Origin of the sequence: Tardiphaga sp. OK246, assembly GCF_900188215.1 — a bacterium.
GTDB classification, from domain to species: domain Bacteria; phylum Pseudomonadota; class Alphaproteobacteria; order Rhizobiales; family Xanthobacteraceae; genus Tardiphaga; species Tardiphaga robiniae.
The window spans coordinates 324371-340699 of sequence record NZ_FZOX01000001.1 but is presented as its reverse complement, the minus strand read 5'-3'; the positions used below and the strand labels follow the sequence as shown (position 1 = coordinate 340699).

Below are 16329 nucleotides of genomic sequence, written 5' to 3'. Positions count from 1 at the left end.
TACGGAATGACCGATACGAGCTTTACTTCTGACCCTTCACCGCGTCCGGATAATGCCGCGCCAGCACGGCATTCGGCACCGCATAGGCTTCCTGACGATCGACGCTCCAGTATTTCAACTCGTCCAGCGGAATGCGCTCGCCTGTGATGGCGCAAGTCACATAGGTGCCGGGTGACACCACGCGGAAATCGCCGTCGAGATATTGCAACTGGGCTTCGCCGTGGCCCGAGGGGCCAAATTTGTTCAGCACGGCTGGTCTCCTGGATCGTCACTAAGTCATCTTGCCGGATTGGTCACCGGCCCTGAATGTCGTCATCTCGTAGCATAAATAGGGCCGCGGCGTCGCCCAATAAAGGCGGCCCGCGTAACCTCTAGAACAGGCTGCCCTGATCGATTTTCGTCGCCTTTTTCGGCGCGGCCGGCGACGCAGGCTTTGCTTCACGCAGAGCGGCCGGGCGGTCGCCATCGGCCGTCACACCCACACGTCCGTCGGCGAATTCGATGCTCAGGCGGGCGCCGGCTCCGATATTGGCGGCGGCATGCAGCGCCGCGCCTTGCTCGTCGCGCACCAGCGCAAAGCCGCGGGCCAGCACGCTGCGATAGGAGAGGGCACCGAGCAACTGGCTCGATGCCTGCACGCGCGCCTGCTGGCGCTGCATCAGTGTCGTCAATGCACGGCGCGCGCGTTCGGCAAGGCGCAGAGCGCGCTCCCGATCGCGCGTGATGGCATTGCGCTGCGCCTGCGCATTGGCGAGCTTGGAGGCCTTCAATCGTGCTTCAAGGCCAGTGAAACGATCGCGGCGCTGCCGCAGCAGGGCACGCGCGGAGAGGCTCAGGCGTTCACCCGATACCGTCAGTCGCTGCGTGGCGTGGGCGATCTGTGCGCGCAGCACGCGCAGCGTCAGCCCGGCGCTGGCCTGCGCGAAGCGGCGATGATGCGCGTGTGTATTGGCCTTCAACGCACGCGGGAGCGATGCGGCTGCGCCATCGAGACGCTGGCGCGGAATGGCGAGCAATTCGCTGAGATCCGGCAGGGCACGCGCCGCGGCGCGTAGTTCGTTGCGGCGGGATTCCTGCCCGCGCTGCCAGCACAGCATCATGCGGCGCTCGAAGCCGGATATCTCCACCATCAGTTCGGCGCGCACGGGCACAGCCATTTCGGCAGCGGCTGTCGGCGTCGGCGCGCGCTTGTCGGCGGCGAAATCGATCAGCGTGATATCGGTCTCGTGGCCCACGGCAGAGATCAGCGGGATCATGCTCTCGGCGGCGGCACGCACCACGATTTCTTCGTTGAACGACCACAGGTCTTCCAGCGAGCCGCCGCCGCGCGCGACGATCAACAGATCCGGCCGTGGAATGGCGCCGCCTTCCGGCAGCGCATTGAAGCCATGGATCGCGGCCGCGACCTGCTCGGCCGAACCTTCGCCCTGAACCTTGACGGGCCAGACCAGCACGCGGCGCGGGAAGCGGTCTTCCAGCCGGTGCAGGATGTCGCGGATGACAGCGCCGGTCGGCGACGTCACCACGCCGATCACCTCCGGCAGCCATGGCAGCAGCTGCTTGCGCGCTTCGTCGAACAGGCCCTCGGCGCCAAGCTTGCGCTTGCGTTCTTCCATCAGCGCCATCAGCGCGCCGACGCCGGCGGGCTCGATGGCCTCGATGACGATCTGGTATTTCGACGAGCCTGGATAGGTGGTCAGCTTGCCGGTGGCGATGACCTCAAGGCCTTCCTGCGGCTTGAACCGCATCCGGCCATGGACGCCCTTCCAGATCACCGCCTCGATCTTGGCGCTCTCGTCCTTGAGCGAGAAATAGCAGTGGCCGGAGGAATGCGGCCCGCGAAAGCCTGAGATTTCGCCGCGCACCCGCACGTTCCCGTAAGTGTCTTCCACCGTCCGTTTCAGGGCTGAGGACAGCTCGGAGACGGTGAATTCGGGGGAATTGGTGAGCGGGGCGGCGGCTTTGGACATCGAATCTCGGCTTTCAGGATCGTCGCAAAGTAGGGATGTCGGTTGCAAAACGCCAATCAGATATTGATTTACAGATAACTCTGTTATACAGAGTTATCTGTATTCAGAGAATGGCGGGTATTATGGCGTCGATATTGATCTTCGCGGTTCGTGGCATCATTTGGCTCCTTGCTGCAGCGGGCCTGGTCGCCCTGGTGCTGGCCGGCATGATTGCGGTGCCGGTCTCCAGGCCCAAGGCACTGGCCTCCATTGCGGACACGGCGCGCAGTGCGTATCGCGGGGACGTGCCGCCACTGCAGTATTTCCAGGCGAGAGACGGCTCGAATCTGGCCTACCGGCGCTACACGCCATCCGGACCGTCCGTGAACCGTGCCGCACTCCTCATTCATGGCTCGTCGGGATCCTGCATAGCGGTGCACGCCCTAGCGAAAGCGCTTGCCGCGCGGGGCGTCGAAAGCATCGCTCCCGACATGCGCGGCCATGGCGCGTCGGGGACCCGCGGCGATATCGCTTATCTCGGGCAGCTCGACGATGATCTCGCAGATCTCGTCGGCCACTTGCGCGGGCAGGGGCTGGCGTCGCCACTGACGCTCGCAGGGCATTCGTCGGGCGGCGGGTTTGCGCTGCGCGTGGCGGGGTCCGTCAATCAGGGGCTTTTCGCACGCACCGTTCTGCTGTCACCCTATCTCGGCCTGAAGTCGCCATCCACACGCGAGAACGCAGGTGGATGGGCCAGTCCGAATGTGCCGCGCATCATCGCGCTCAGCCTACTGCAATCGTTCGGCGTGACATGCTGTTCGCAGCTCCCGGTGGTTGCCTTTGCCGTGCAACCAGGGTCGACACGCATTCTGACGTCCGAATATTCATTTCGGCTGCTGCAGAATTTCGGCACGCATCGCGACTACCGCCTGGATCTCGATCCGGCGAATGGGCCCATATCGGTCATCGCCGGGCGCAATGACGAGCTGATGTTCGCCGACAAATATCGCGAGGCGATGCAGTCGAAAGCCAATATCGACGTGCGCGTCCTCGACGACGCAAATCACATGGACGTCGTCAGCACGGCAAGTTTCGTCGCCGTCGTCGCCGACGATATCGCAACGAGGTGACATCGTGATCAACAGCCAGGAAGCCAGTGCTGTGTTGATGGAGATCGAGAGCCTCAGTCGGCTGGTCCGGCAGTCGGTGTTCTATCGGCACGCCAGCACGATGCTCATTCTATGGGGCGTTGCGACTTTTATCGGTTATCTGCTCTCGTTCTTCGCGCCTGCTGCGGCCCCCGTCATCTGGGCGGTCGTCATTGTCGCGGGTGTCATCTGCGCGATCATCATCGGGGCCCTCAACAAGAAGCGCGAAGGCGTCAGCACCTTCGATGCCCGCGCAACGGCAGCGTTTATCGCGTTCGTGGCTTTTGGCTGTCTGTGGAGCATCGTTTTCGGGAACATGGCGCCGCGGCAGATAGGCGCGTTCTGGACGACTTACTTCATGTTGCCTTACGTGATGACAGGGTTCTGGTTCGGCCGCGTCTTTGTCGTGATCGGCATGAGCGTGATCGCGCTGACGCTGCTCGGTTACTTCCTGGCCGGACCGTGGTTCACGCTCTGGATGGCTGTCGTCAATGGCGGCGGCCTGTTGCTCGGTGGCCTCTGGATGCGGCGCAGCTGACATGGCCGAACTCGACGACATCATCCATCAGCCTCTGCGGCTCAAGATCATGGCAGCGCTGAACGCTCTGCATCCGGCACAGGGGCTGGATTTCCCGCGATTGAAGAAACTGACCGGCGCCACCGATGGCAATCTCGGCGCTCATATCGAGACACTGGCGAAAGCCGGTTATGTCAGCGTCGAAAAGGCCTTTGTCGGCAAGAAGCCGCAGACGACGGTGACGGCCACCGCGACCGGGCGTGGCGCCTTCGCGCGGCACGTCGCCACCTTGCGTGAGATCATCGCAACTGCGGAAGGCAAGTAGAGCAAAGCCTGGGAGATTGTCATGGACATCGCGTGGCGCATTCTGACCAACACGCCGATCTGGGTGTTCGCGTTGCTCGCACTGCTGATCTGGCTCGGAAGCCTGTCGCTCCGGCCGCGAAAGACGCCGCTGCGCCGTTTGCTGATCGTTCCGATGGTGTTTCTCCTGATGGGGTTGTCGCGGCTGATCTTTGCCGGCGGCCAATTGCATCTGATCGGGGCATGGCTGGCAGCGGCAATCGTGATGGCGGCCGTCGCTCTGTGGATCGGTCCCGGCGAGACGACGGTCGATCGGCAGGACGGCACCATTCTGCGCCCTGGGAGTTGGCTGCCCCTGATCCGCAACCTGTCGGTCTTCCTCCTGCAATATGCCGTGGCGGTCGCAACCGCGATGAAGCTGGGTTCGGGTGCTGCCGTCCCGCTGATCGGCCAATTGGTGTCCGGGGCGTGCGCCGGCTATTTCCTTGGCTGGACGGTGGGCTTGATCCGCCGCTATCGCGCGGAAACACATGTCGCCGTCGCTTGACGGGTTGGCCGCCTGGCCGGTTGATTACTCAGACCACTGATTGCTGTGCCGACGCGCCGTGCTAAACGATGGGCGTGTTTGATTGCAATTGGTCTGGCTCGTTATGAACATTCTCCTCCTCGGTTCCGGTGGTCGCGAACACGCGCTGGCGTGGAAACTCGCCGCGTCTCCGTTGCTAACCAAACTCTGGTGCGCGCCAGGTAATGCCGGCATCGCCCGGGAGGCCGAATGCGTGGCGGTGGATATCACCGACCATGCGGCCGTGATTGATTTCTGCAAGGTGAACAAGGTCGATTTCGTCGTGGTCGGCCCGGATGCCCCGATAGCGGCGGGCATCGTCGACGATCTTGCTGCCGTCGGCATCAAGGCATTCGGACCCAGTAAAGCCGCCGGCCAACTGGAAAGCTCGAAGAGCTTCACCAAGGAACTGTGCCGGGCCAACAACATCCCGACTGCGGCCTACGGCCATTTCCATGATGCAGAGTCTGCCAAGGCCTATATCCGGACCCAGGGCGCACCGATCGTGGTCAAGGCCGATGGCCTCGCCGCTGGCAAGGGCGTTGTGGTGGCGATGTCTGAAGCCGAGGCGCTGGACGCGGTCGACATGATGTTCGATGGCGGCTTCGGCGAGGCCGGTGCGGAAGTCGTGATCGAGGAGTTCATGCAGGGCGAGGAAGCCTCGTTCTTCGCGCTGTGCGATGGCGAGCACGCGTTGGCGCTGGCAACTGCGCAGGACCACAAGCGCGCCTTCGACGGCGACAAGGGCCCGAACACCGGTGGCATGGGCGCCTATTCGCCGGCGCCTGTTATGACCGAGGCGCTCTGCGCGCAGGTGATGAACGAGATGATCATGCCGACCCTGCGCGCGCTCAGCGCCATGGGGACGCCCTATAAGGGCGTGATCTATGCCGGCGTCATGGTGACCGAGCAGGGGCCGAAACTCGTCGAATACAATGCCCGGTTCGGCGATCCGGAGTGTCAGGTGCTGATGGTCCGTATGATGTCGGATCTACTGCCGGCGCTGATTGCCTGCTGTGACGGGCAGCTCAAGAATTTCGATCTGCGCTGGTTCCCGGATCCGGCGCTGACGGTGGTGATGGCCACGAAGGGCTATCCCGGCGACTACGACAAGGGCACGCGCATCGCCGGCTTGGACCGGGCCGAGAAGATCGAGGGTGTCGAGATTTTCCATGCCGGGACCAAGGCATCCGGCGACTGGATTCTCGCCAATGGCGGCCGCGTCCTCAACGTGACGGCCTCCGCCAAGACCGTTGCTGAGGCCCAGCGCCGCGCCTATGAGGCCATCGGCCTGATCAACTGGCCGGAAGGTTTCTGTCGCCGCGATATCGGCTGGCAGGCGGTGGCGCGGGAGCGCAAGGGCAAATAACGGTATTCAGGGGTTCCTCTTGGGGAACCGAAGGTTGTATGGCGCGTTGATGGGGCTGTGAGGTACCCATGGCGCACTATTATTTCGACCTCAAGAACGGCACGACACAGCGCGACCATGCTGGTCGGGAGCTGCGCAGTGACGCCGAAGCGATTGCACAGGCTTATGTGATCGCCGACGAAGTCAGCGCCCGGCCGGCGATGCATCAGGACCATGAGCGCCACATCTGCGTCATCCACGAAGACGGGCACGAAGTGACCCGCGTTCCCGTTGACTTGGCTGTCAGCAAAGCCTCAGCGCCGCGCTCTAAAAAACTCTCGTAACAGCGCGGCGGACTGGGTTTCGCCCACGGACGGATAGACTTCCGGCGCGTGGTGGCAGGTCGGCGAAGCGAAGAAGCGCACGCCGGAATCGACCCCGCCGCCCTTGGGATCAGCCGCGCCGTAATACAGCCGCCGGATCCGGGCGAAGGAGATTGCGCCCGCGCACATGGTGCAGGGCTCCAGGGTCACATACAGGTCGCAGTCGACCAGCCGCTCGCTGCCGAGCTTGGCGGCGGCCTCCCGGATCGCCAGGACTTCGGCATGGGCGGTCGGGTCGCGGTCCCGGAGGGTGCGGTTGCCGGCTGTGGCGATCACCTCGTTATTCCCGACGATGACGCAGCCGATGGGGACTTCACCGGCATTTCCGGCGCTTTCGGCCGCTTTCAGCGCCAGATCCATGAAAGAAGGTGCGGTCAACGGCTCGTTTCCTGCGCAAAACTCTGCTACGGAGTTGCATTCAGCAAAAGTGGATACTGGTTTTGCGTGAGAATGCGCCCCAATGAGCGCGCATTTTCGGCCCGCGAACCGTTTCCGCACCGCTCAACCCAATTCAGCTTCCGCTGCAGTGAGACCCTTCATGCCCCGCGACAACGACAAAAACAACGGCCCCTCGAGCGGCCGGCCACCCGGTGGCAAAGGCGGAGCCGGCAAGGGCCGCTCCGGCGCCGCACGTGGACCCGACAAGAAATTCGCCAAGCGCGACGGCACATATGCCCCGAAGCCGCCCGGTGCTGGTGGCGGCGAGAAGCGATCTTTCGGTGGCAAGCCTTCTGGCGGCAAATCTTTTGGCGCCAAGCCCTACGCCGGCAAACGCGATGACGACCGCGCGCCGCGCCGCGATCGTGACGATGCGCGTCCGGCTCGCTTCAACCGCGACGACCGTCCCGCGCGCAGCGGCGGTGGTGATCGCCCCGATCGCGGTCCGCGCAAGGATTTCGGTGACCGCGAGAAGCGGCCCTATGCACCGCGCGCCGGTGGCGGCGACAAACGTCCCTACAGCCCGCGCGGAGAGGCACCGCGCGGCGACCGTCCGAATTTCAACAGGGATGACCGCGCCCCGCGTGGCGACCGCGGCGATGCGCGTCCGGCCGGACGTTTCTCCGACAAGAAGTTCGGTGACAAGAAGCCATATGCATCGCGTGATGGTGGTGGCGAGAAGCGCCCCTATACGCCGCGTGGCGAAGGTTTCCGCGGTGGCGATGGTGACCGTCCGCGTCCGCGCTTCGATCGGCCGCAAGGCGATCGCAACGATCGGCCACAGCGTGATCGCAACGAGCGCCCGCAGGGCGACCGCCCCTACAGCCCGCGCCCGTCGCGTGATGGCGATCGTCCGTTCAGCCCGCGTCCTTCGCGTGACGGAGATCGTCCGCGCGGCGACCGGCCGTTCAGCGCCGAGAAGAAGTTTGGCGGCGACAAGAAATTCTCCCGCGGTGCGCCGGATCGCGGCGGCCCGCGCAAGAGCTTTGGCGATCGCAACGATCGTCCCGATCGCAACGATCGTCCCGATCGCGGTGATCGTGGCGGGCGTGATTTCGAGCGCGGCCCTGATCGCAGCGAGCAGAAGCCTTGGCAGAAGCGCGAAGGCGGGTCGGATGATCGCGGCAGCCGCAGCGCGCGTCCGCCGCGGGATGGCGCGCGCAATTTCGATCGGCCGAAATTCGACAGGCCAAAATTCGAGCGTTCGCGCGACGACCGGCCGGAGCGTAGCGACAGTGAGCGTCCGCGTTTCTCGCGTCCGCGTGAAGATCGCCCGAGCTTCGATCGCCCGCGCGAGCCGCGTGGCCGCACCGACTGGCAGGAGCATGGCCGGAGCGAGCGTCGTGACGATGATGATCGTCCGCGTCGTGAGAACGAGGACGAGAGCAAGATTTTCGCCAAGCGTCCTGCATTCGGCGGTCGCGGTGAATATCGCGAGCGCGATCCGGAAGCGCGCCGCCCGGCGCGCGTTCCCGCGGCCAAGAAGGCCGGCGAGCGTATCGCCAAGGTCGTGTCGCGCGCGGGCCTGTGCTCGCGCCGCGATGCCGAGGAATGGGTCACGCAGGGCCGCGTCGCCGTCAACGGCCGCGTCATCAACTCGCCGGCGCTCGATGTCTCGACCAACGACGTCATCACCGTCGACGGCAAGCCGTTGCCGGCGCCGGAGCGCACGCGCCTGTTCCTGTATCACAAGCCGCGCGGCCTGATGACGACCCATGCCGATCCCGAGGGACGGCCGACGGTGTTCGATCATCTGCCCGAAGGCCTGCCGCGTCTGATTTCGATCGGCCGGCTCGATTTCAATACCGAGGGCCTGTTGCTGCTGACCAATGACGGCGGCCTTGCGCGGACGCTGGAACTGCCGGAAACCGGCTGGCTGCGCCGTTATCGCGTGCGTGCCCATGGCGAAGTTACGCAGGCACAGCTCAACGAGCTCAAGAACGGCGTCGAGGTCGATGGCGTCAAATATGGCTCGATCGATGCGACGCTGGAGCGCGATAAGAGCGCCAATGTCTGGATCGTGTTCGCGATCCGCGAAGGCAAAAATCGCGAAGTACGTAACGTGCTGGCGCATCTGGGCCTCGAGGTGAACCGGCTGATCCGCATCTCCTACGGTCCGTTCCAGCTCGGCGAGATCGAGGAAGGCGAGGTTGACGAGGTGAAGACCCGCGTGCTGCGCGAGCAGCTCGGTGAGAAGATAGCGGATGCCTCGGGCGCCGATTTCGGTCGGCAACTGCCGAGCAAAGGCGATGTGTCGCTCGACCCGGTGATCGTCAAGAAGCCGGTGCTGAAGCGCTCGACGGTGGAAGACCGCAAGGGCCGTCGCATTCTGGTGCAGCGCGCTGGCTCGGAAGAGTCGCGTGCCCGCAACGAGGACGCGGCCACCTTCGGTGGCCCGCCGAAGAAGCCGAAGCGCGGCTATCACGGCAAGCGCGATCTGAAGCCGCGGGACGCGTAAGAGAAGTCAAAGAGAAGTACGATGTGCATCGCGACGGCAGTTGTGCTCCCTCCCCCCTTGCGGGGGAGGGTCGGGGAGGGGGGTAACCCGGAGCTCCGGCGTTTGTGGCTCACCCCCCTCCCGGCGCTTCGCGCCACCCTCCCCCGCAAGGGGGGAGGGGACCACGCTACACCTGCGGTGGCTTTGCCACTTTTCAAACGAGGCATCTGATGCGTGTCGTCGGTGGCCGGCTGAAAGGCCGCAACATCGCGTCGCCCACGACGCAGGCGATCCGTCCCACGGCGGATCGATTGCGCGAGTCGTTGTTCAACATCCTGATCCACGCCTACGAGAGTCCGATCCAGGACGCGCGCGTGCTCGATCTGTTTGCCGGCACCGGCGCGCTGGGCATCGAGGCCGTATCGCGCGGCGCAAAGTTCACGCTGTTCGTCGATAACGGGTCCGAGGCGCGCGCGCTGCTCCGCAACAATGTCGAGGCGCTCGGTCTCGGCGGCGTCACCAAAGTGTATCGCCGCGACGCCGCCGATCTCGGCCCCGCCCATCCGGTCGAACCGTTCTCGCTGGTGTTCCTCGATCCGCCCTATCGCATGAAGCTTGCCGAAAAGGCGCTGGCCTCGCTGCGCGATGGTGGCTGGCTGACGCCGGGCGCTCTGCTGGTGGTGGAAGAGGCGAAGGATGCTGCTTTCGCAGCGCCCGACGGGTTTGAAGAACTCGAGCGCCGCGCCTATGACGATACCGAGTTTACGTTTCTGCGATTTTTGTAAAAAGACTTCAAAAGGAGCCGCCGATGTCTGCGATCGAATACACTTGGGATCATGTCCATATCCGCACGCCGGACACCGAAGCGACCGCGCAGTGGTTTGCCGATATGCTCGGCGCCGAGATCCTGCGTGCCCCTGGCCGCATCGATATCAGGCTTGGCGGCGGCATGATCTTCCTCGCCCCCGTGACGCCGGAGATGGGCGTCAACCCGCCGCCGGTCACGCCCTATCAGGGCCTCGATCATTTCGGCCTGAAGGTGAAGGACATCGATGCCGTGGCCGCTTCGCTGAAGGCCAAGGGCGTCGAGTTCACCAAGGAGCCCCATACGCTGAAGCCCGGCCTGCGCATCTGCTTCATCCGCGCGCCGCAGGGCGTGTCGATCGAGCTGCTCGAGCGCGATCCGAAATATACGTGAGTCGAGCACCAGCCCGTCCACGTCATTGCGAGGAGCGAAGCGACGCGGCAATCCAGTCTTCGCTTGCGGCTCTGGATTGCTTCGCTGCGCTCGCAATGACGGCTGAGGGGTCTATCGTCGCCCGAACAGCTTCTCGATATCGCTGAGCTTCAGCTCGACATAAGTCGGCCGGCCGTGATTGCACTGGCCGGAATTTGGCGTGTCTTCCATTTCGCGCAGCAGGGCGTTCATTTCCTCGGGCCGCAGGCGGCGGCCTGAGCGCACCGAGCCGTGGCAGGCCATGGTCGCGGCCACATGCAGCAGCCGGCGCTCCAGCGGCAGCGCCTCGTCCCATTCGGCCATATGTTCGGCGAGATCGCGCAGCAGCGACGCGGCATTGGTCTTGCCGAGCAGCGACGGTGTCTCGCGCACGGCAATGGCGCCGGGGCCGAAACTGTCGATGGCGAGGCCATAGCTTGCGAGTTCCTCGGCGCGATCGAACAGTTTCTCCACGATGGCCTCGTCCATTTCGACGATCTCGGGGATCAGCAGGATCTGTCGCTGCACGCCATTGGCGGCCAGTGATGCCTTCAGCCGCTCATAGACGATACGTTCATGCGCGGCGTGCTGATCGACCACGATCATGCCGTCGCGGGTCTGCGCGATGATGTAGTTCTCATGCACCTGCGCACGCGCGGCACCGAGCGGCCGGTCGACCAGATCGGTCTGCGGCGTCTCTTCAAAACGCACATCGGCCGTGGGCGTGCCGACATCGAATGCCGCCTGGCTGCGTTCGGCAAACGCCGCCGAACCATCGAAGCCCGGCATTGGATTGACCGGATAGGCCGGCGAGCGCTGCCAGTCCCAGTTCGCATTCGGGCGCGGCGCAAAATTCGGGGCGAAGTTGGGGCGGAACGAGTCCAGCACGGCGCCGTCGCTATTGGCCGCGGTGCGGCGTCCTTCGCGGGCGAGGCCTTCTTTCAGGGCATGCACGATCAGCCCGCGCACCAGCCCGGCATTGCGGAAACGCACTTCGGTCTTGGCCGGATGCACATTGGCATCGACCTCCGTTGGGTCGAGCGTGACGAACAGCGCGACGATCGGATGGCGGTCGCGGGGCAGATAATCGGAATAGGCTGCGCGCACCGCACCGATGATCAGCTTGTCGCGGACCGGACGGCCATTGACGAACAGATACTGTCCAAGCGCATTGGCGCGGGTCAGCGATGGCGCCGCAGCAAAACCTTCAACCACCACGCCTTCGCGCTCGCTGCGCACTTCAATGGCACTGAGACGAAACTCAGGCCCGAGAATGTCGCCAAGCCGCGTCAACTGTCCGGCCGGCCCGGGCAGGGCAGCCGCCCATGTCACCGGCGCGCGTTCTTCGCCGGCCATGGTGAAGGCGATATCCGGCCGTGCCATTGCGAGGCGGCGCACGACTTCGCGGATCGCTTCGGCTTCGGTGCGGTCGGTCTTGAGAAATTTCAGCCGGGCAGGCGTCGCGTAGAACAGATCGCTGACCTCGACGCGGGTGCCCTGCGACAGCGCCGCGGGTGCGATCGGCGATTTCTCGCCGCCATCGACGGTACGCGACCAGGCATGCGGTTCCGACGCGTGGCGTGTGGTGATGCTCAGTCGTGCCACAGAGCCGATGGAGGGCAACGCCTCGCCGCGAAAGCCAAGCGTGCGGATCTGCAGCAGGTCCTCGTCATCGAGCTTCGAGGTGGCGTGGCGGTCTACGGCAAGCGTGAGGTCGCCATGGGTCATGCCACCGCCGTCATCGGTGATGGCGATCTTCCTTCGCCCGCCGCCATCGGTGAAGATCTCGACCCGGGAGGCGCCGGCATCGATGGCATTCTCCACCAGTTCCTTCACCACGCTGGCCGGCCGCTCCACCACTTCGCCGGCGGCGATGCGGTTGACGATGGTTTCTGGCAGCTGGCGAACGGGCATGGATCTCGGGGCGCGGTGATGGGTCGGGGATATGTAGGGAACCTGAAGCGCCATTCTATGGCCCCGGGCGCCTGATGTCCCCGCCGCAGCCCGCTTTTCCCCGGTTCTGGCTTTTTGTTTTGACGCGTTTTCTTGACGCGAACCGGTATCCACTTCGGTCGAAAACGCGTTAAGCGAATCGGCCGCCCTTCTGGATCACCTCGATCTTGTAGCCGTCGGGGTCGGTGGCGAAAAAGAACTGCGCCAGCGTGCGGCCCTCATGTTTGAAATCGCGCAGCGGACCGGGCGCAAGCTTCTCGCCCTCGAAGCGGGCATGTTCCGCGGCCACGTCGTCCACGACAACCGCGAGATGGCCGTAACCGTCACCCAGCACATAGGGCTCGGTACGGTCGAAATTCACCGTCAATTCGAGCTCGAACGGCGAGGAGGGATGGCGCAGATAGATCAGCGCAAAGTCGGGAAATGCGATGCGCTCGGCAATCTCGAGGCCAAAAGCGCGCTTGTAGAAGTCCAATGACCGCGCTTCGTCGAGCACGCGGATCATCGAATGAACGGGTTTGGCCATCGGGAAATTCCTGGAAAAAGTGGTCTGGCTTGTTGTGTGGGGCGCGGCTCAGTCGTCGAAGCGGCCGCCGCGGCCGGCCTTGACGTCGCTGCGGCGCTTCTTGCCGTCGAGGCGGCGCATTTTTGAGCCGAGCGTCGGCTTGGTGGCCCGCCGCGGCGCCTGCCGGAAGGCGGCTTCCTGCATCAGTTCGACCAGCCGCTCGATGGCGTCGGCCTTGTTGCGCTCCTGGGTGCGGAAGCGCTGGGCGTGGATCACGATCACGCCGTCCTTGGTCATGCGCTGGCCGGCGAGGGTGCGTAGGCGGATCGCGGTGTCCTCCGGCAGCGCCAGCTTGCGGCTGTCGAAGCGCAATTGCGCGGCGGTGGAGACCTTGTTGACGTTCTGCCCGCCAGGTCCGGACGCGCGGACGAAGACGATATCGATGTCGTCTTCGTCGATGGCGATGGAGCGGGTGATCCGGAGCAGCATTCTGTCTCCGTAGCACAGGATACCGCGTTTTGCTTGGTGCCCCGTGCGCTTGATCGCAGATCGCAAAGATATGCCCGGGACATAGCGGCAATGCTGGAACTGGCGCCCTGCCGAGGCTTATCGTTGCACCATCAGTCAATCCGGACGTCTCATGACCAAGACCCCCCGCAATATTCTCACCATCGATATCGGCGGTACCCATGTGAAGGTGATGACCAGCCGTGAAGGGATCAAACGCGAATTCGAATCCGGTCCGGACCTGTCCGCGAAGGAAATGGTGCGCAAGGTCAAGGCGCTGACCAAAGACTGGCGCTATGACGTCGTCTCAGCCGGCTATCCCGGCCCGGTGGCCGGCAATCGTCCGCTCAAGGAGCCACACAATCTCGGCACGGGCTGGAAGGGTTTCGATTTCGAACGGGCATTCCGCAAGCCCACGAAGCTTGTGAACGACGCCATGATGCAAGCGGTCGGCAGCTATGATGGCGGCCGGATGCTGTTTCTCGGCCTCGGCACCGGACTGGGTGCGGCCATGATCATCGATGGTCTGTCCGAGCCGATGGAGCTCGGTCATCTGCCCTATCGTCACAAGACATTCGAGGATTATGTCGGCGCAGCCGGCCTGAAGCAGCTGGGCAAGAAGAAGTGGCGGCAGCGCGTGGCTGATGTCGTTGCTGATCTGACGGCTGCGCTGGAGCCCGACTATACGGTGCTCGGCGGTGGCAATGTGGAGATGCTCGACAAACTCCCGCACAAGACCCGGCGCGGCGACAACGCGAATGCGTTCAAAGGCGGCTTCCGGCTCTGGGGTCCACCGAAGCCAGTGAAGCGCCGCTAGGACCGCCGCGATCCGCTGCGTTCGACCAGCTTCACCATGACCTGCAGCGCATGGTTCGTCGGCGTCGGAATCCCATGCTCCAGGCCCTTGCGGACAATGAAGCCGTTGAGGAAGTCGATTTCCGATGGCTTGCCACGCGCGAGATCCTGCGATGTCGACGATTGCTGAAGCGGCATGCTGGCGGCGAGGGCGAGGGTCTTGTCCAGGAGGTCGGCGGGCAGCGACACGCCGCAAGCGCGCGCCACCGCCATGCATTCCACGACGGCATTGGTGACGATGTCAGGCACGCCCTGGACCTTGAACATCTCGCCATAGGCGATGCCGGCCACCGCGGAGAGCGCGTTATAGGCGCAGTTGTTGATGAGCTTGGACCACTGCACCGCGTCGATATCGCCGGCGACGGCGGTCGGCACGCCGGCGTCGGACAGCAGCTTCGCCAGCCTTTCGCTCTCGGGCGAGGCGCCGATGATCAACTCGCCGCGGCCATTGTGCTTCACATGACCGGCACCCGGCATCTCCGAGGCCACATAGACGGCTGCGGCGATCACCGGCTGGCTGAGGATGGCGCGCAGGCGCTCGGGATTGTCGACGCCGTTCTGCAGGCTCAGCACGATGGAATTGGCTTTGAGCACAGGTTTGAGCGCAGCCGCTGAACTGTCCGTATCGCCGGACTTCACGGCGAACAGTACGAGATCCGGTGGCGCGAGATCGGCGATCTGCGTCACCGCCTTCGCCGGAATGAAACCGTCGAACTCGGCGCTCTCGAACCGAAGGCCGTTTGCATTGATGGCATCGACATGGATCTGGCGTCCGACCAATGTCACGTCATGGCCGGCGCGCAGCAGCTTGGCGCCATAGTAGCAGCCAACCGCGCCGGCACCGATCACTGCGATCCGCATGTCGGCGCCTCAGTTGGCCTTCGGCGCCGGGGCCACCGGCGCTGCGGCCGCCTGCGGCGCGCGTCCGACGACGACGGTCAGCAGGCCATCCGCCCACAGCTTCTTGGCTGCAGCCTTGGCTTGGTCCAGCGTCACGGCATCGACCACGGCATTGCGCTTCTCGATGTAATCGATCGGCAGCTTGTCGAGCTGGTATTGCAACAGCGCGCCGGCCAGTTTCGATGAGGTGTCGAGCGCCAGCATCTGCGAACCCTTGAGATAGGATTTGGCCTCATCCAGCTCGCGCTGGGTCGGACCCTGCTCGGCCATGCGTTTCACTTCGCTGGTCACGGTATCGACCGTCTCGGTGGCGCGGTCGGCGCGAGTCGCGGTGCTGCCGATATAGATGCCGGAATGCTGCATCCACAGCAGCGAGCCACTGACGGAATAGACCAGGCCGCGCTTCTCGCGCACTTCGTGATACAGCCGCGACGATAGCGTGCCGCCGCCGAGGATGTGATTGACGATATAGGCAGCCATGAAGTTCGGATCGTCGCGTTTGACGCCCGGGCTGCCGAAGGTGATGACCGTCTGCGGCACGTCCAGCGTCACGGATTCCTTCTGCGGCGGCTTGGCCGCTGTGACTTCCGGGATCGGCGTCAGTGTCGCCTTGGCGGGCAGGCCACCGAAGGTCTTGTCCAGCAATGTCGCGAGCGTGTCGGGGTCGACGTCGCCGACCACGGCAATCTTCAGCGTGTCCTTCGCGACGATACGTTGCTTGTAGGCCCTGATGTCATCGACATTGATGGTCGGCACGTCGGTCAGGCTGCCATTGGACGGCCGGCTATAGGGATGGTCGCCGAATGCCACCTGCAGAAACTTGCGCGTCGCCAGCGAATTCGGGTTCGAAGTTTCGCGGCGCAGGCCGGACATGATCTGCGCGCGGATGCGCTCGACATCGGGAGCGTCGAAGCGTGGCGACGTCAAAGCGAGGCGGGCGAGGTCGAATGCTTCGTCACGATGCTCTTTCAGCATGCGCAGCGAGCCACGCAGGTAATCGCGCTGGGCGTTGAAGTTGAGCTCGATGGCGCGGCGTTCCATGCGATCGCGGAAGGTCGTGGAATCGAGATCGCCCGCGCCTTCGTCCATCAGGCTGGCCACCATGTTGGCGGTGCCGGATTTATCCTTCGGATCCTGCGCCGCACCGCCGCCGAACGCATATTCCATGGCGATCAGGGGAACGGTTGCATCCTGCACGAACCAGGCTTCGATGCCGCCTGGCGTCACGAGCCGCTGCACCTTGGCGGCTGCGAAAGATGGCGTCACCGTCAGGGTGACAAGTGAGAAGGCGGTGGCGACGGCAAT

The 16329-nt window shown here is 64.3% G+C and carries 18 protein-coding genes; 10 read left to right on the top strand and 8 right to left on the bottom strand.

Going from position 1 to position 16329, the window contains the following annotated elements; genetic code table 11:
* Nucleotides 1-22 precede the first annotated feature (22 nt).
* Nucleotides 23-250, bottom strand: coding sequence for a DUF2093 domain-containing protein (locus CHC01_RS01655; RefSeq protein WP_089261889.1), 228 nt, complete (start codon nt 248-250; stop codon nt 23-25).
* A gap of 121 nt (nt 251-371) precedes the next feature.
* On the bottom strand, nt 372-1970 hold the full coding sequence (gene xseA, locus CHC01_RS01650; protein WP_089261887.1) for an exodeoxyribonuclease VII large subunit: 1599 nt from the start codon (nt 1968-1970) through the stop codon (nt 372-374).
* A 122-nt stretch (nt 1971-2092) separates the two neighbouring features.
* Between xseA and CHC01_RS01645 the strand changes: the two genes are divergently transcribed.
* From CHC01_RS01645 to CHC01_RS01620, 6 genes are all read left to right on the top strand, one after another.
* On the top strand, nt 2093-3079 hold the full coding sequence (locus CHC01_RS01645) for an alpha/beta hydrolase (RefSeq protein WP_089261885.1): 987 nt from the start codon (nt 2093-2095) through the stop codon (nt 3077-3079).
* 4 nt (nt 3080-3083) lie between these two features.
* Complete coding sequence (locus tag CHC01_RS01640; protein ID WP_244558180.1) at nt 3084-3635, top strand: hypothetical protein; 552 nt, start codon at nt 3084-3086, stop codon at nt 3633-3635.
* Between the two features lies 1 nt (nt 3636).
* Entirely contained in the window at nt 3637-3939 is a 303-nt protein-coding gene (locus CHC01_RS01635; protein WP_089261883.1) for a winged helix-turn-helix domain-containing protein, read from the top strand.
* A 21-nt stretch (nt 3940-3960) separates the two neighbouring features.
* Nucleotides 3961-4464, top strand: a complete 504-nt coding sequence (locus CHC01_RS01630) for a DUF6622 family protein (protein WP_089261881.1) — start codon at nt 3961-3963, stop codon at nt 4462-4464.
* A 103-nt stretch (nt 4465-4567) separates the two neighbouring features.
* Nucleotides 4568-5851 (top strand): phosphoribosylamine--glycine ligase, encoded by a 1284-nt coding sequence (gene purD / locus CHC01_RS01625; RefSeq protein ID WP_089261879.1) that lies wholly within the window; start codon nt 4568-4570, stop codon nt 5849-5851.
* A gap of 68 nt (nt 5852-5919) precedes the next feature.
* Nucleotides 5920-6174: a DUF6894 family protein gene (locus CHC01_RS01620; RefSeq protein ID WP_089261877.1), complete on the top strand. Its 255-nt coding sequence runs from the start codon at nt 5920-5922 to the stop codon at nt 6172-6174.
* Here CHC01_RS01620 and CHC01_RS01615 read toward each other — a convergent pair.
* The gene (locus CHC01_RS01615) at nt 6145-6591 is read right to left on the bottom strand and encodes a nucleoside deaminase (protein ID WP_176454468.1); all 447 of its coding nucleotides are present in this window, start codon (nt 6589-6591) and stop codon (nt 6145-6147) included. The genes CHC01_RS01620 and CHC01_RS01615 overlap by 30 nt on opposite strands.
* Before the next feature lie 160 nt (nt 6592-6751).
* On the opposite strand from CHC01_RS01615, the gene CHC01_RS01610 reads away from it, so the two are divergent.
* From CHC01_RS01610 to CHC01_RS01600, 3 genes are all read left to right on the top strand, one after another.
* On the top strand, nt 6752-9109 hold the full coding sequence (locus CHC01_RS01610) for a pseudouridine synthase (protein WP_089261873.1): 2358 nt from the start codon (nt 6752-6754) through the stop codon (nt 9107-9109).
* A 209-nt stretch (nt 9110-9318) separates the two neighbouring features.
* Nucleotides 9319-9873 (top strand): 16S rRNA (guanine(966)-N(2))-methyltransferase RsmD, encoded by a 555-nt coding sequence (gene rsmD, locus CHC01_RS01605; RefSeq protein WP_089261871.1) that lies wholly within the window; start codon nt 9319-9321, stop codon nt 9871-9873.
* 23 nt (nt 9874-9896) lie between these two features.
* A complete protein-coding gene (locus tag CHC01_RS01600; RefSeq protein ID WP_089261869.1) occupies nt 9897-10286 on the top strand; it encodes a VOC family protein in 390 nt (129 codons plus the stop codon).
* Between the two features lie 111 nt (nt 10287-10397).
* Here CHC01_RS01600 and mutL read toward each other — a convergent pair whose 3' ends face one another.
* The 3 genes from mutL to arfB all read right to left on the bottom strand — a co-directional run bounded on the left by mutL (nt 10398) and on the right by arfB (nt 13248).
* Nucleotides 10398-12218 (bottom strand): DNA mismatch repair endonuclease MutL, encoded by a 1821-nt coding sequence (gene mutL, locus CHC01_RS01595; protein ID WP_089261867.1) that lies wholly within the window; start codon nt 12216-12218, stop codon nt 10398-10400.
* A gap of 169 nt (nt 12219-12387) precedes the next feature.
* On the bottom strand, nt 12388-12783 hold the full coding sequence (locus CHC01_RS01590) for a VOC family protein (protein WP_089261865.1): 396 nt from the start codon (nt 12781-12783) through the stop codon (nt 12388-12390).
* Nucleotides 12784-12831: 48 nt separating this feature from the next.
* Nucleotides 12832-13248, bottom strand: coding sequence for an alternative ribosome rescue aminoacyl-tRNA hydrolase ArfB (gene arfB, locus CHC01_RS01585; RefSeq protein ID WP_089263593.1), 417 nt, complete (start codon nt 13246-13248; stop codon nt 12832-12834).
* A 154-nt stretch (nt 13249-13402) separates the two neighbouring features.
* Here arfB and CHC01_RS01580 point away from each other — a divergent pair, with 154 nt between their 5' ends.
* Nucleotides 13403-14086 (top strand): ROK family protein, encoded by a 684-nt coding sequence (locus tag CHC01_RS01580; RefSeq protein WP_089261863.1) that lies wholly within the window; start codon nt 13403-13405, stop codon nt 14084-14086.
* Here the strand turns inward: CHC01_RS01580 and CHC01_RS01575 are convergent.
* Nucleotides 14083-14985 carry a ketopantoate reductase family protein gene (locus CHC01_RS01575; protein WP_089261861.1) on the bottom strand — a complete coding sequence of 301 codons (903 nt, stop codon included), beginning with the start codon at nt 14983-14985 and terminating at the stop codon, nt 14083-14085. The genes CHC01_RS01580 and CHC01_RS01575 overlap by 4 nt on opposite strands.
* A gap of 9 nt (nt 14986-14994) precedes the next feature.
* On the bottom strand, nt 14995-16329 hold the full coding sequence (locus tag CHC01_RS01570; RefSeq protein WP_502695634.1) for a M16 family metallopeptidase: 1335 nt from the start codon (nt 16327-16329) through the stop codon (nt 14995-14997).